General features: G+C 70.3%; 1 protein-coding gene. It reads left to right on the forward strand.

The features are described from left to right. The first annotated feature begins 20 nt into the window (after nt 1–20). Nucleotides 21–16,982: a non-ribosomal peptide synthetase gene (locus NE2_RS09585; protein WP_373862237.1), complete on the forward strand. Its 16,962-nt coding sequence runs from the start codon at nt 21–23 to the stop codon at nt 16,980–16,982. Nucleotides 16,983–17,178: the final 196 nt, after the last annotated feature.

The raw sequence follows: 17,178 nt of genomic DNA on the forward strand, positions 1-17,178 counted from the left end.
GCCCGCCGCGGCCGGAATCGATGGACAAGGGTGGCCTGCGTGCAGGCGCATGCGGCGACGACAGGCAGGATGAGATAGGTGGTACGGGTGGTCAGCGGACAGTACGCGCTGGAAGTGACGGCATGACGCGCCCCGCTCGGGTTCGGCCGACACGCACTCGCCGGCCACGCGTCACCACCCTGCCCCAGCTCATGGCCACCGCGGTCGAGGCGGATCCGACCGGTACGGCCCTGGTGTTCGCCGATGCCACCACCACGCTGGCCGAACTCAGCTACGCCGAGCTCGACGAGCGTTCGACCCGGCTGGCCCGGCTGCTCATCGCCCGCGGCATCGGCCCGGAGGATCTGGTCGCCGTCGGTATTCCCCGGTCGGTGGAATCGGTGGTCGCGGTCTGGGCGGTGGCCAAGACCGGCGCCGGATTCGTGCCGGTGGATCCGAACTATCCGGCCGATCGCGTCGCGCACATGGTCTCCGACTCCGGTGCGAAACTGGGTCTCACGGTGTCGCCGGTGCGGGAGGACCTGCCCGACTCGGTGGAGTGGCTGACCGTCGATACCGCTGATTTCGCCGCGCGGCTCGAGGAGTTCTCCGGCGATCCGGTCACCTATGCCGATCGGTTGCGGCCGTTGCGGGCCGAACATCCGGCCTACGTGATCTACACCTCCGGCTCGACCGGCAAGCCGAAGGGTGTCGTAGTCACCCAGGCCGGGCTGTCGAGTTTCTGTGACGAACAGCGCGAGCGGTACCGGGTCGGAAACGACTCGCGCACCCTGCATTTCGCATCGCCCTCGTTCGACGCCTCGGTGCTGGAATTGCTGCTGGCCATCGGCGGTGCGGCCGCCATGGTGGTGGCCTCGCCGTCGGTACTCGGCGGCGACGAGCTGGCGAATCTGCTGCGGCGCGAACGGGTCACCCACGCCTTCGTCACGCCCGCGGCCCTGGCCTCGGTGGATCCGGCCGGACTGGACGACCTGCGCGTCGTGGTCGCCGGTGGTGAGGCCTGCCCGCCGGAATTGGTGCGGCGCTGGGCGATCGCGATCGAGGGCGGCACCCGCGAGTTCTACAACGGGTACGGCCCGACCGAGACCACGATCATGACCAACATCAGCGCGCCGCTGGTGCCGGGGGAGACGGTCACCATCGGCGCGCCGGTGCGCAACATCACCGAATACGTGCTCGACGAACAGCTGGCGCGGGTGCCGCGCGGTGCGGTCGGCGAGTTGTACATCACCGGTGCGCAATTGGCGCGCGGATACCACCTGCGCCCCGGCCTGACCGCGGCGCGCTTCGTCGCCAACCCCTTCGACGCCAACGGTTCGCGGCTGTACCGCACCGGTGACCTGGTGCGCTGGACCGCCGCCGGCGAACTGGAGTATTTGGGCCGCAACGACTTCCAGGTCAAGATCCGTGGCTTCCGGATCGAGCTCGGCGAGATCGACGCGGTACTGGCCGCCCACGATTCGGTCGACTTCGCGGTCACCGTCGGCCACACCCTGCACAGCGGCGCCACGATTCTCGTCTCGTACGTGCACGCCGCCGATGGTGCGAAGGTCGACACCGACGAGCTGAGCGAGCATGCGGGACAGAGTCTTCCGGCCCACATGGTGCCGACGACGATCATGGTCCTGGACGCGATTCCGCTGACCCCGGTCGGCAAACTGGACCGGGCGGCGCTGCCGGAACCCGTCCTGGCCGCCCGCGAATTCCGCGCGCCCTCGGGTGCGCTCGAGGAGATGGTGGCGGCCGTCTTCGCCGATCTGCTCGACCCGCCCGGGCCGGTCGGCGCCGACGACGACTTCTTCGAACTGGGCGGAAACTCGCTGATCGCCACTCAGGTCGCGGGCCGCCTCGGCGCCCAGATCTCGGCGCGGGTACCGGCCCGGCTGCTGTTCGAGGCGGCCACGGTCGCCGAATTGGCACAGCGGCTGGAACCGCTGAAGGGTGCGGGCGGTCGACTGGCGCTGGCGCCGATGCCGCGTCCGGAACGCATTCCGCTCTCGCTGGCCCAGCAGCGGATGTGGTTCCTCAACCAGTTCGATCCGGAATCTGCTGCCAACAACATTCCGTTCGCGATCCGGCTCACCGGCGCGCTGAACGTGGAGGCGCTGCAGGCGGCCGTCGCCGACGTCGTCGAGCGCCACGAAACCCTGCGCACCGTCTACCCGTCCGCGGACGGCGCCGGACACCAGGTGATTCTGCCCGCGTCGCAATCGGTTCCGGATCTGGCGCCGAAGCCGGTGACCGAGGACGAACTGCCGCAGTGGCTGGCCGGCTATCTGCTCGCCGGATTCGATGTGGCCGCCGAGGTGCCGCTGCGCATCGCGGTGGCCGAACTGGCGCCCGACGATCACGTCGTGGCGGTCGTGGTCCACCACATCGCCGCCGACGGCGCCTCGGTGGCGCCGTTCATGCGCGATCTGCTGGCCGCCTTCCTCGCCCGGCGCAACCGCGCCCGGCCGAGCTGGCAGCCGTTGCCGGTGCAGTACGCCGACTACGCGCTGTGGCAGCGGGCGCTGCTCGGCGACGAACACGATCCCGATTCCCTTGCGGCCCAGCAGATCGACTACTGGCGCACCACCCTGGCCGGCATCCCGGACCGGCTGGATCTGCCCGCGGATCGGCCGCGCCCGCAGATCGCCTCGGGGCGCGGCGCGGAATACACCTTCGACATCGCGCCCGAGCTGCACGCCCGGCTCGAGGAGCTCGCCCAGCGCACCGGCACCTCGCTGTTCATGGTGGTGCATGCGGCGTTCGCGATCCTGCTGGCCCGCTCCAGCGGCACCGACGACATCACCATCGGCACCCCGGTGGCCGGGCGCGGTGAGGCCGAACTCGACGCTCTGGTCGGCATGTTCGTCAACACCCTGGTGCTGCGCACCCGCATCGACGCCGCGACGACGGTCGAGCAACTGCTGGCGGCGGTGAAGGACACCGATCTGGGGGCCTTCTCGCACGCCGAGCTGCCGTTCGAGCGCCTGGTCGAGGTGCTCGACCCGGTGCGGTCGCAGGCGCATCATCCGCTGTTCCAGGCCGCGCTGTTCTTCCAGAACATGCAGAAGCCGCAGCTGCGGCTGCCCGGACTGGTCGCCGAAACGGTCGAATTCGACGGCGCGGTGGCGAAATTCGATCTGCAGCTCACCGCCGTGCCGCGATCGGACGCGGGTGCCCCGGCCGGCGTATCGGCCATGTTCACCTACGCGCTGGATCTGTTCGACGAGCCGACCGTCGCCACCTACGCCGACCGGCTGGTGCGGGTGCTGGAGGGCATCGTCGCCGATCCGGCGGCTGCCGTGGGCGATATCGAGCTGCTCGATCCGGCCGAGCGCCTGCGCATCCTGCAGGACTGGAACGACACGGCCCACCGGGTCGAACCGGAGCTGCTGCTCGACGGCTATCGGCGCACGGCGCTGCGCAATCCGGACGCGGTGGCGGTCACCTACGAGGGTGCGCAGCTGACCTACGCCGAATTCGACGCGCAGGTCAATCAGCTGGCGCGCCTGCTGATTTCGCGCGGTGTCGGCCCGGATGCCCTGGTCGGCCTGGCGATCCGCCGATCGCTGGATCTGGTGGTCGGCATGTACGCGATCGTGGCGGCCGGTGGTGCGTACGTGCCGCTGGATCCCGATCATCCGGCGGACCGCATCGCGCACATCCTCGATACCGCCCAGCCCGTCTGCGTCGTGACCACCGTCGCCGATACCGTCGCGGTGCCCGCGCGGCTTCCGGTGCTGCGGCTGGACACCATGGATCTCGGCGGCTTCGATCCGAGCCCGATCCGGCCCGGCGAACTGCTCGCGCCGGTGCGGCCGGACCATCCGGCCTACGTCATCTTCACCTCCGGCTCCACCGGCCGACCCAAGGGCGTCGCGGTCTCGCATGCCGCGATCAACAACCAGATCGAGTGGATGCTGGCCGCCTACCCGCTGGGCAGCGGCGACGTCTATCTGCAGAAGACGGCGACCACCTTCGACGTCTCGCTGTGGGGCTATTTCATGCCGCTGCGGGCGGGTGCGGAGCTGGTCGTGGCCACCCACGACGGCCATCGCGATCCGCTGTACGTCGCGGAAACCATTGCCGCGCACGGAGTTACGGTCACCGACTTCGTCCCGTCGATGCTCACCGTCTTCGCCGCGCACATCGCGGCGGGCAGCTGCCCGAGCCTGCAGGACATCTTCGTGATCGGCGAGGCGCTGCCGCCGGAGACCGCCGATGCCGTGCACGCGGTGTGCGATGCGCGCATCCACAACCTGTACGGGCCCACCGAGGCCGCGGTGTCGGTCACGTATTGGCCGGTCGGTGAGGACGACCGGCCGACCGTGCCGATCGGCCTGCCGCAGTGGAACACTCGCGTCTACGTGCTCGACGGCCGTCTGCGTCCGGTGCCGGTGGGCGTGCCCGGTGAGCTGTATCTCGCGGGAGACCAGCTGGCCCGCGGCTATGTGCGCCGCCCCGACCTGACCGCGGACCGGTTCGTGGCCAACCCGTTCGGCCACGGCGAGCGGATGTACCGCACCGGCGATCTGGTGCTGTGGCGTGACGCCGACGAGACCCGGCCCGCCCGGCTCGACTACATCGGCCGCACCGACTTCCAGGTGAAGTTCCGCGGCCAGCGCATCGAGCTGGGCGAGATCGAGACCGCGCTACTGGCGCTGCCGGGCGTGAGCCAGGCGGTCGCGCTGGTGATGGGCTCGGCACTGGGCGATCAGCTGGTCGCCTATGTCGTCGCCCAGCCGCGCACCACCCTCGATCCCGAGCGCCTGCGCAACGGCGTGAAGGATTCGCTTCCGGCCTATATGGTTCCGGCGGTCGTCGTGGTTCTCGACGCCTTCCCGCTCAATCCGAGCGGCAAACTCGACCGCAAGGCGCTGCCCGAACCCACCTTCAGCAGCCGCGAATTCCGGGCGCCGAGTACTCCGGTGGAGGAGATCGTCGCGGAGGTCTTCGGCTCCGTGCTAGGCCTGGAACGGGTCGGCGCCGACGACGACTTCTTCGCCCTCGGCGGCAATTCGCTGATCGCCACGCAGGTGGTGGCCCGCCTCGGTGCGGCGGTCGGCGGCCGCGTGCCGGTGCGGTCGCTGTTCGAGACGCCCACGGTGGCCGGACTGGCCGCCACCCTCGATTCCCAGACCCACATCCGGCGCGGTGTGGAACTGGGCTCGATCGAGCGCCCGGAACAACTGCCGCTCTCGCTCGCGCAGCAGCGCATGTGGTTCCTCAACCGCTTCGACCAGGCCGAAACCGCCGAGGAGGCGGTGCATTCCGGTTCGGCGGCCTACAACCTGCCCTTCGCGCTGCGGCTGACCGGCAGCCTGGATGTGGAGGCGCTGGGCGCGGCCCTCGACGACGTGGTCGCGCGGCACGAGGTGTTGCGCACGGTCTACCCGGAGACTCCCGAGGGTCCCGTGCAGGTGATCCTGCCGGCCGACACCCGGCTGGGCCTGCGGCCGGAACGCACCGCCGCCGCCGCGATCGCCGATGCGGTATATGCCCTGGCCGCAACGCCTTTCGATGTCACCTCCGAGGTTCCGCTGCGGGTGCGGCTACTGGAGATCTCCGATCTCGCCCCTGGTTCGCGACGCGAATACGTGCTCGCCGTGGTGGTGCACCACATCGCCGCCGACGCGTCCTCGATGGGCCCGCTGGTGCGCGACGTGATGACCGCCTACGCCGCCCGCACCTGCGGCGCCGCGCCGGACTGGGCGCCGCTGCGCGTGCAGTACGCCGATTACGCGCTGTGGCAGCGTGCCGTCCTGGGCTCGGAGTCGCAGTCGGATTCCATTGCCGCCCAGCAGATTTCGTACTGGCAGCGCGAGCTGGCCGGCCTGCCGGACGTGCTGGAGCTGCCCACCGATCGCCCGCGTCCGCCGGTGGCGACGCTGGCCGGTGCGCGCGTGGACGTGCGGATCGCACCCGAGGTGCACGCGGGCCTGGTCGAGCTGGCCCGCGCCCACGGCGCCACGCTGTTCATGGTCGTGCATTCGGCGTTCGCGCTGCTGCTGGCCCGGTTGTCGGGTAGCGACGACATCGCCGTCGGCAGCCCGGTCGCCGGTCGCGGTGAGGCCGAACTCGACGATCTGATCGGCATGTTCGTCAACACCGTCGTCTTCCGGACCCGTGTCGAGCGCGGCGAGCCGTTCACCGAGCTGCTCGCCCGCCAGCGCGAAACCGATCTGCAGGCCTTCGCCCACGCCGACATTCCGTTCGAGCGGCTGGTCGAGGTGCTGAACCCGCCGCGTTCCACCGCGCACCACCCGCTGTTCCAGGTGGGCCTGTCGTTCCAGAACCTGGCGCGCACCGAACTGGAACTGCCCGGATTGAGCGTCGCCGGTGTGGACGCCGATCTGGACGTCTCGCAGTTCGACCTGCATCTGATCGTGGCCGACGCGTACGACGCGGACGGAAATCCGGACGGCATCGGTGGTTTCCTCACCTACGCCACGGATCTGTTCGACGCCGCGACCGCCGAATCGATCGTCGAGCGGCTGTCGCTGCTGCTGGCCGGTGTGGTCGCCGAGGCCGCCACTGCGGTCGGCGATCTCGACATCCTGACCTCGGCCGAGCGGGCCGCGCTGGAGCGTGCCGCGACCGGCGCGTCGCATCCGGTCGCTGCCGCGACGCTGCCGGAACTGCTGGCGGCGACGATCGCCGCACGGCCGCACGCAGTGGCCCTGACGGCCGATGCCGACGAGCAGTTCGGCGGTACACCCGCCGAGCTCACCTACGGCGAACTCGGCGAGCGCGTCCACCGCCTCGCCCGGCATCTGATCTCGCTCGGCGTCGGCCCCGAATCGCGGGTCGCGCTGGCCCTGCGGCGCGGCGTCGATCTGGTGGTCGCGATGTACGCCGTCTCGGTGGCCGGTGGCGCGTATGTGCCGCTCGATCCGGATCAGCCCGCCGAACGCGTCGGCTACATCCTCGATTCCGCCGACCCGGTGTGCGTGCTGACCACCTCGGATATTCCGAACCTGCCCGGACGTACCGCACCCTCGGCAGCCGCCGCGGCGACCCGGGATTGGCGCGGTCGCTCGCAGTCCATGCCCGCGCTGGCCGGTTCCGGCCGGTCCGCGGCGCGCGAGGACGTCGTGCGCCTCGACGAGCTGGATCTGTCGGGCCTGTCGGCGCGGCCGGTCACCGACGCCGACCGGATCGCACCGCTGCTGCCGCAGCACACGGCCTACGTGATCTTCACCTCCGGTTCGACCGGACGCCCCAAGGGCGTGGCGGTGCCGCACGGCGCGATCGTCAACCAATTGGTGTGGAAGACGGCCGAATTCGGGCTCGGAGCCGATGACGCGGTACTGCTGAAGACCGCCGCGACCTTCGACCTGTCGGTCTGGGAGTTCTGGTCCGCGGCGGTGTCGGGCGGACGGCTGGTGATCGCCGCGCCCGACGGACATCGCGATCCGGCCTACCTGAACGATCTGATCCGGCGCGCCGGCGTCACCACGCTGCATGTGGTGCCGTCGATGCTGGACGCCCTGCTCACCGAGGCTCGGACGAATAACGCACCCGAGGCGACGAGCCCGCTGCGGCGAGTCCTCGCCATCGGTGAGGCGCTGCCCGCGGCGCTGGCGCAGCGGTTCGCCTCCGCCCATTCCGAGGTCGAGCTCTACAACCTGTACGGTCCGACCGAGGCCGCGGTCTCGATCACCGCGCACCGCGTCGGCGCGGCCGGCGAACTGTCGGTGCCGATCGGCGCACCCGAGTGGAACAGCAGTGTCTACGTGCTGGATTCGCGCCTGCACCCGGTGCCGGTGGGCGTCTCCGGTGAGCTCTATCTGGCCGGTGCGCAGCTGGCGCGCGGCTATTTCGGCCGGGCCGATCTGACCGCGGAGCGCTTCGTGGCCGACCCGTTCGGCAGCGGTACGCGCATGTACCGCACCGGCGACCTGGTGGCCTGGACGGCGAACGGTGAGCTGGAGTATCGCGGCCGCACCGACTTCCAGGTCAAGGTGCGCGGTTTCCGCATCGAACTGGGGGAGATCGAGGCGGCGCTGCTGCGTCTGCCGCAGCTCGCCCAGGCGGTCGTGGTGGCGAAGTCCGACCCGCGCACCGGCGATCGGCTCGTCGCGTATCTGGTCTCCGCGGACCGGGAACTCGATGTGGCACAGGTGAAGTCGGCACTCGCCTCGGCGCTGCCGAACTACATGGTGCCCGCGGCCTTCGTGGTCCTCGACGCGCTGCCGCTCACCGTGAACGGCAAACTCGACCGGAAGGCCCTGCCGGAGCCGGAATTCGAGACCACCGCCTTCCGTGCGCCCTCGACTCCGGTGGAGGAGATCGTGGCCGGCACCTTCGCCGAGGTGCTGGGGATCGACCGGGTGGGCCTGGACGACGACTTCTTCGCCCTCGGCGGTAACTCGCTGCTGGCCACTCAGGTGGCCGCGCGGATCGGCGCCGCGCTCGAGGTGCGCGTGCCGGTGCGCGCGCTGTTCGAGGCGGCGACCGTGGGCGCACTGGCCGCCCGGGTGGAGCGCACCGGAACCGAACGGCCGCGGCTGCCGCTGGTCGCCGGTCCGCGTCCGGACGCCGTTCCGCTGTCCTACGCCCAGCAGCGGATGTGGTTCCTCAACCAATTCGACACCGCCGCAACGGTGTACAACATCCCGGTCGCCATCCGGCTGTCCGGTGCGCTGGACGTGGCCGCGCTGCGGCAGGCCGTCGCGGATCTGGTGGCCCGGCACGAGGTGCTGCGGACCATCTATCCGGAATCCGAGTCCGGCGGCGCGGTGCAGCAGGTGCTGGCGCCGGGCGCGGTGAGCATCGATCTGGAGCCGGTGCAGATCGGTGAGGAGCGGGTGGCCCACGAGGTGGGGCGTCAGGTCGCGAGCGGATTCGACGTGACCACCGAGATCCCGTTCCGAATCCGGTTGTTCCAGCTCTCGGCGAGCGAGTTCGTCCTCGTCTTCGTCGCCCACCACATCGCGGCCGACGGCTGGTCGATGGGCCCGCTGACCCGGGATCTGATGACCGCCTATGTGGCCCGGGCCGCCGGACAGGCGCCCTCGTGGGCGCCGCTGCCGATCCAGTACGCCGATTACGCGCTGTGGCAGCGCGCCGCACTGGGCGCCGAGGACGATCCGGAATCCCTGGTCAGCGCCCAATTGTCGTACTGGACACAGGAACTGGCCGACCTGCCTGACGAGCTGCGGTTGCCCGCGGACCGGCCGCGGCCCGCGGTGCAGAGCTTCGCCGGCGCCAAGGTCGATTTCGCCGTCGATTCGCAGGTGCACGCCGGCCTCACCGCGCTGGCGCAGCGGCACAATTCCACGGTGTTCATGGTGGTGCACACCGCCCTGGCGGTCTTCCTGGCCCGCATGTCGGGTACCGAGGACATCGCCATCGGTGCGCCGATCGCGGGCCGCGGTGAGGCCGAACTCGACGATTTGATCGGCATGTTCGTCAACACGCTGGTACTGCGCAGCCGGGTGACGCCGGGCCGCAGCTTCGCCGAACTGCTGGCCGACAACCGGGAAACCGATCTGCGCGCCTTCGCCCACGCCGACGTGCCGTTCGAGCGGCTGGTCGAGGCGCTGGACCCGGAGCGCTCCACCGCCCGGCATCCGCTGTTCCAGGTGGCGCTGTCGTTCGAGAATCTGGCCGGAACCAGTTTCGAACTGCCGGGCCTGAGCTTCACCGCCCTGGATCCGGCCGCCGACACCGCGAAATTCGATCTGCTGCTGACGCTGCGCGAACAGCGCACCGGATCCGGCGGCGAGGCCGGCATCTTCGGCGAGTTCACCTATGCCACCGATCTTTTCGACCGGGACACGGTCGTCGACTTCGGCCGGCGGCTGGGCCGGATCCTCGCCGCGGTCGCGCGCGACGCCGATATCGCGGTCGGCGATCTCGACATCCTGGTCGGATCCGAAGCCGAGGATCTCGCCGCTCGCACCGGACTTCCCGCGGTGGCGCCCGCCACGCTGCCGGATCTGATGGCGGCCGCGGTCGCGGCGAATCCGGACGGTCCGGCGGTGGTCGTGGGCGGGCGCGCGTTCACCTATGCCCAGCTGGATCTGGCCTCGACCAAACTGGCCCGCCGGCTCATCGAACTGGGTGCCGGGCCGGACAAGCATGTGGCGGTGGCCATTCCGCGCTCGCTCGAGGGTGTGGTGGCGCTGTGGTCGGTCGCCAAGTCGGGTGCGGCGTTCGTGCCGATCGACCCGACCTATCCGTACGACCGCATCGCGCACATGGTCGCCGACTGCCGCGCGGACCTCGGAGTCACCGTGCGGGCCGAGGTCGCGGACCTGCCGGATACCGCCGGCGGCTGGATCGTGCTCGATGATCCCAACTTCGCCTACGAGGTCGATTCCCTGTCCGGCGCACCGGTTTCCGATGCCGAACGCCTGGCCCCGCTGCGCCCGGACAACACCGCCTACCTCATCTACACCTCGGGTTCCACCGGTCTGCCCAAGGGCGTCGTGGTCACCCATGCGGGTCTGGCGAACTTCAGCGCCGAACAGCGGGAGCGCTACCGGCTGGATCGCGATTCGCGGGCGCTGGCGTTCGCGTCGCCGTCCTTCGACGCCTCGATGCTGGAGTTGCTGCTGGCCATCGGTGCGTGCGGGGCGCTGGTGATCGTGCCGCCACGCACTTTCGGCGGTGAGGAACTGGCCGAGGTGATCCGCGGTCAGCGGGTCACGCACGCCTTCCTCACTCCGTCGGTCCTGGCCTCGCTGGATTCGGATGCGCTGGCCTCGATGCAGGTCATCGTCGCCGGTGGTGAGGCCGTGCCGGCCGATCTGGTCGCCAAATGGGGTGGCGCGCCGGATGGTTCGGGCCGCCGGTTCCACAACGGGTACGGCCCCACCGAGACCACGATCATGACCAACATCAGCGATCCGCTCTCGCCCGGTGACGTGGTGACCATCGGCGGGCCGATCCGCGGCATGCGGGCGCTGATCCTCGACTCGCGGCTGCGGCTGGTGCCCGAAGGCGTCGCCGGCGAACTGTATCTGGGCGGCATCCAGTTGGCCCGCGGCTACCACGACCGGCCCGGTCTCACCGCCGCCCGGTTCGTCGCCGATCCGTACGGCCCGCCCGGGCAGCGGCTCTACCGCACCGGCGACGTGGTGCGCTGGCGTCGCGGCGAGCCGGTGGTGGAATATGTGGGCCGCAACGACTTCCAGGTCAAGATCCGCGGCCTGCGCATCGAACTGGGCGAGATCGACAGTGCGCTGATCGATCAGCCGGGCGTCGATTTCGCGGTCACCGTGGGGCATCGCACCGCCACGGGCACGACGATTCTCGTCTCCTATGTGCGTTCGACCGCCGGTCTACCGCTGGATACCGAGACGCTGACCGCCGAACTCGCCGCGCGGCTGCCGGAGTACATGGTTCCGACCGCGATCGTGGTCCTGGACGAGATTCCGCTGACCCCGGTCGGCAAACTCGATCGCAAGGCCCTGCCGGAACCGGTCCTGGAGGCCAAGCGCTACCGCGCACCGCAGACCGCCACCGAACAGGTGGTCGCCGAGGTGATCGGTGAGGTGCTGGGCGTCGATCGCGTCGGCGTGGACGACGACTTCTTCGCCCTCGGTGGCGACAGCATCGTCTCCATCCAGGTCGTGTCCCGGGCGCGGGCGCGCGGCGTGCACTTCACCCCGCGCGACGTGTTCACCGCGCGCACGGTCGAGGCGCTGGCCCGCGCGGCCACCGTCGAGGCGCCGGCCGCCGCCGAGCAGTCCGGACCGATGCCGTTGCCGCCGGCCGCGATTCGCGCGCTGGAACTCGACCCCTCCGGTCGCGAGCTCCGGGCGATCGCCCTCGATATTCCGGCCGACTGCGATCCCGAGCGGATTCGTGCGGCGGTGACCGGGGTGCTCGACCGGCATGCCGTCCTGTCGGCTCGCCTGGATGTGGAGGCCGGCGCCCTGGTGATTCCGGAAACTCCCGTCCCAGCGATCCTGCGGCAGTTCGTGCCCGGGCCCGACGCCGTCGACCTGGCGGTGCGATCGCTGGCACAGGAGCTCGATCCGGCCGACGGGCGCACCATCGCCTTCGCGCTGATCGCGCCCCCCGACCCGGGGGAATCCGCGGGCGCCGCAACGAGTCTGGTCGTGGCCGCCAACGGTCTGGTGGTGGACGACACCTCGTGGCGCATCGTCGTCGACGAACTGTCGGAGTCGTGGGCGGGCGGACATTCCGCGCCCGCAGCCGTCGATGCCGGTCCGCTGGGCGTGGGTCGCGCGCTCGCGGCGAGTGCCGTCGCGGCCGAGACCGTGGCGCAACTCGACTGGTGGCAGAGTCATCTCGCCGACGCGCCCGCCGACGCTCCGGTCGAGGGCATCGATCTGGCTGCGCGCGGCCGGGTCTCGCTGGTCATCACCGCCGAGGGCGCGGCCGCCGTGGACGCGGTCGCGCACGCCTATCACGCCACCATCGAGGATGTGCTGCTCACCGCGTTCGCGCTGGCGCAGGAACGGGGCGCCCGTGCCGATGCCGGTGATCTGATCGGCACCGTGGTGCGGCTGGCGGCCGACGGCCGTGCGGTCGCCGGCGCCGAATCCGCCGGTACGGTCGGTGGTTTCACCTCGACCTATCCGCTGCTGGTCGGCCTCACCGATATCGATGTCGAGCAGGCGCTGCTCGGTAACCGCGCCGCGGGCGACGCCATCGCGCAGATCAAGGAACTGCGGCGCGGGGTGCCCGATTCGGGTGTCGGCTACGGTCTGCTGCGGTATCTCAACGCCGACACCGCGCCCGCGCTGGCCGCGGCCCCGCAGGGCCGCACCGCGTTCCGCTACCGCGATCTGCGTCCGGCCCGGCCGTATCCGCACCTGCCCGCGGCCGATCTGCTGCTCGACATCACCGTCGACGCCACCGAGGACGGACTGCTCGCGCGATTCGATTACGCGGCAGCCGTTTTCACCGTCGACCAGGTGAAGGAGTTCGCCGGACTGTGGGTGCGTGCGCTGGGCGGCCTCGCCGAGCACGGAACCCACGCCGACGCCGGCGGTTTCACCGTGTCCGACTTCGAACTGGTCCGCCTGGAAACCGCCGATATCGCGAAGTTGTCGCAGGACTACCCGAATCTGGCCGATGTCTGGCCGGTGACGCCGCTGCAGTCGGGCATGCTGTTCCACGCCCTGCTGGCCGACACCTCGACCGACGTCTACATCACCCAGTTCACCCTGGATCTGGGCGGTGCCGTGGACGAGCGGCGGCTGCGCGCGGCCGCACAGGCAGTGCTGGACCGGCACGACAACCTACGGGTCGCCTTCGCCGCCGATGCCGCCGGGAATCCGGTGCAGGTGGTGCTCGATCACGTCGACGTCCCGTGGCGCAGTATCGATCTCACCGATCTGGCACCCGAGGCCGCCGAGGCCGAAGCGGTCCGGATGTGTGAACTCGACTACGGCCGGCGGTTCGCGATGGACCGGGCGCCGCTGCTGCGGTTCACCCTGTTCCGGCTCGGCGCCGACGCCTACCGGCTGCTCGTCACCAGCCACCACATCCTCATCGACGGCTGGTCGACGCCGCTGCTCATGCAGGATCTGCTCACGCTGTACGCGGTGGGCGCGCGGTCGCGGCAGCTGCCGCCGGCCGGATCCTACGGTGACTATCTGCGCTGGCTGACCGCGCAGGATCCGGCCGCCGCGCGGGCGCAGTGGCAGCGGGCGCTGGACGGGATCACCGAGCCGACACCGCTGGCGCCGGTCGACCCGAGCCGGGAGATCTCCGCGGGTGTGGGCGAAATCGGCTTCGAGCTGTCGGTCGCCGACACCACCGAGCTGACCCGCCTCGCCGCCCGGCTCGGTGTCACGGTCAACACCGTGGTGCAGGCGGCGTGGGGTCTGCTCATCGGCCGCAGCATCGATCGCGACGACGTCGTCTTCGGCGCCACGGTATCCGGGCGCCCGCCCGCGCTGCCGGGTGTGGAGACGATGGTCGGATTGTTCCTCAACGCCATTCCGGTGCGGGTGCGTCTGGGCGCCACCGACACGCTGGCCGGACTGCTGAGCCAGTTGCAGGCCGAACAGGCGGCGCTGCTGGACTTCCACTACCTGGGCCTGAGCGATATCCAGCAGGCCGTCGGAGTGGAAGGGCTGTTCGATTCGCTGGTCGTGTTCGAATCCTTCCCGGTCGATCGCGACGGACTCGACCGGGTCGGCTCGATCGACGGTATGCACGTCACCGGCATCGGCGCGGTCAACGGCACGCACTATCCGGTGACGGTGATCGTGGTGCTGGACAACCAGCTCCGGATCAGCCTGAAGTATCTGCGCGACGTCTTCGACGAAGCGGCGGCGCAGGCGCTGTCGCAGCGGCTCGCGGCGCTCATCGGCCGCTTCACCGATACACCACAGGCTCGGGTCGCCGATGTCGATGCGCTGCTGGACGGCGAGCGCGCCGCACTGGAGACCCGCAACGCCACCGATGTGCCGCAGCTGCGCGATCAGGCGACCCTGCTGAGCCTGTTCGACGAGCAGGTGGCCCGCACCCCGCAGGCGCCGGCGCTGCACTTCGGCGACGTGACGCTGAGCTACCGCGAGCTGGATCTGCGGTCGCGTGCCCTCGCCGCCGAACTGCTCGGCCGGGGAGTGGAACCGAATTCGCTGGTGGCCGTGGCCATGCGGCGTTCGATCGACCTGGTGGTCGGCATCTACGCGGTGCTGCGGACGGGTGCGGGTTATGTCCCCGTCGACCCGGATCACCCGGCCGAACGCAACGAATTCGTGCTGGCCAACGCCCGTCCGGTGTGCGTGCTGACCACGGGCCGCGACGGCTTCGCCACCGACAGCGGAGTCCCGGTCGTCGATATCTCCGGATTGGACGGCGAGCCGGAATCGGTTGCGGCACTGCGGTTCCCGTACGTCCATCCGGACGCGGTGGCCTATGTCATCCACACCTCCGGCTCGACCGGCCGGCCGAAGGGCGTGGTGATCACGCACCGGCAGATGACCAACCAGTTCCGGTGGGCGCAGCGGACCTATCCGCACGACACCGGCGACGTCGTCCTGCACAAGACACCGATCACCTTCGACATCTCGACGTGGGAGTTGTTCTGGCCGTTGCAGACCGGTGCGGCGATCGTGATCGCCGAGCCGGACGGCCACCGCGATCCGGCGTATCTGTCGCAGGTGATCGAACAGCGCTCGGTCAGCACCGTGCACTTCGTGCCCTCGATGCTGGACGCGTTCCTGGATCCGGCCGCGAATGCGGCGGTGACGCGCGGTTATCCGTCGCTGCGACGGGTCTTCGCCGCCGGTGAGGCGCTGTCGGGGGAGACCGCGCAGCGATTCCGCGCCACACTCGGGGACACGGAGCTGGTGAACTGGTACGGCCCGGCCGAGGCCACCGTGGTCACGGCCTGGCCCGCCGGGGACAGCGACGGCGTCGCGGTCCCGATCGGCACACCGGTCGCCAACACCCGGGTGTACGTGCTGGATCGGCAGCTGCGGCCGGTGCCGCCGGGCTCGCCCGGTGAACTCTACGTGGCCGGTGTGCAGCTGGCCCGCGGATATCTCGGCGCACCGGCGCTGACCGCCGAACGGTTCGTCGCCCACGAGGACGGGCAGCGGCTCTACCGCACCGGCGATATCGTGCGCTGGCGCGAAACCGGCGCCGGTGCGGCACTGGAATACCTGGGCCGCAGCGATTTCCAGATCAAGCTGCGTGGTCAGCGCATCGAGCTCGGGGAGATCGAGGCGGTGCTGGCCGGCTTCGCGCCGGTGCGCCACGCCGTGGTGTCGCTGGTGCGCAGCTCGTCGGGTGATCGCCTGGTCGCCTACGTGGTGCCCGACGCGGGCACGATCGACGAGGCAGAACTGCTGGCCTACGCGCGGGAATCGTTGCCGGCGTACATGATTCCGGCGGCCGTGGTGGTACTCGACGCGCTCCCGCTCAACGCCAGCGGCAAACTCGATCGCAAGGCGCTACCGGTGCCGCAGTTCTCCGGACGCCCCTACCGGGCGCCGTCGACATCGCTGGAGGAGGCGATCGCCGGCGTCTTCGCCGAGGTGCTGGGCGCCGACCGGGTCGGCCTTGACGACGACTTCTTCGATCTGGGCGGCAATTCCCTGGTCGCGACCCGTGCGGTGAGCCGCTTGCGCGCGCTCACCGGTGTCGAGGTCCGGGTGCAGTGGTTCTTCCTCGGGTCGACCGTCGCCGCACTCGCGCAGCGCATCGTCGCGGCGATGAGCGACGAGCACGACTACGACCTGGAATCGGATGCGGCTCTGGGTGTGCTGCTGCCGATCCGGGCGCAGGGCGAGGGCGAGACACTGTTCTGCATCCACCCGATGTACGGATTGTCCTGGTGCTACGCGGGTCTGACCCGGTACGTCGCGGACCGGCCGATTCTGGGTGTGCAGTCGCCGGCGCTGTCGGAGGACGGCTACCTGCCGGAATCGTTGCAGGAGATGGCCGATCGCTACGTCGCCGAGATTCGCGCGGTGCAGCCGCACGGTCCGTACCACCTGCTCGGCTGGTCGCTGGGCGGTGTGCTGGCCCATGCCGTCGCGACCACCCTGCAGGCGGCGGGTGAGCAGGTCGGCTCGGTGAGCATGCTCGACAGCCACGCCGAGATCGACGTCGCCGATTTCCGGACCGCGATCCGAGAAGCGCTGGCGGAGATCGGGATCGGCGCCGAGGCCCTGGTCGGCAACGGCGACATCCACGACCTCAGCGAGGAGGCGGTGGCCGCACTGCACGCCACCATCCCGCCGGATATGGCCGTGCTGACGCCGGACCGGGTACGTCGCATCTACCGCAGCGCGGTGCGGTCGGCGGAGTTGATCGCCGAACATCGGCCGGACGTATACCGTGGCCGCCTGGACTATTTCAGTGCGGCCGGTCACGAAACGGCGGCGCAGAATTGGCGGCCCTACGTCGAGGGCGAGATCGCCGATCATCCGGTCGGCGTCTCGCACGACCAGATGACCTCGCCGCCGGCGCTGGCCGAACTCGGTCCGGTGCTGGCACAGGTACTGGCGCGCGGGGGCGGTCCTCGCCCGGACGGGTCGTCTCCGGCATGATGGGGCGGCGCATACGTAACGGACCGGTCTGGTCAGACGACTAGATAGGCCGTAGGGTCGGGCGAGTTCTCGACCGTCCGGGGTGGCGCCTCGCCGGGCGCCCCACGGAAGAGCTGAAACCGAATTCGAGCAGATAGCGAAGGTGTGAACATTGATTCGTCGACACTTCCGGCGTAGTGGCCTGAGAGCTGCTGCC

The organism is Nocardia elegans NBRC 108235 (assembly GCF_001612845.1).
GTDB lineage: Bacteria > Actinomycetota > Actinomycetes > Mycobacteriales > Mycobacteriaceae > Nocardia > Nocardia nova.

Excerpts from the sequence above, each read along its gene's own strand:
- NE2_RS09585 (WP_373862237.1), top strand. The coding sequence starts at position 21 with ATGGACAAGGGTGGCCTGCGTGCAGGCGCATGCGGCGACGACAGGCAG.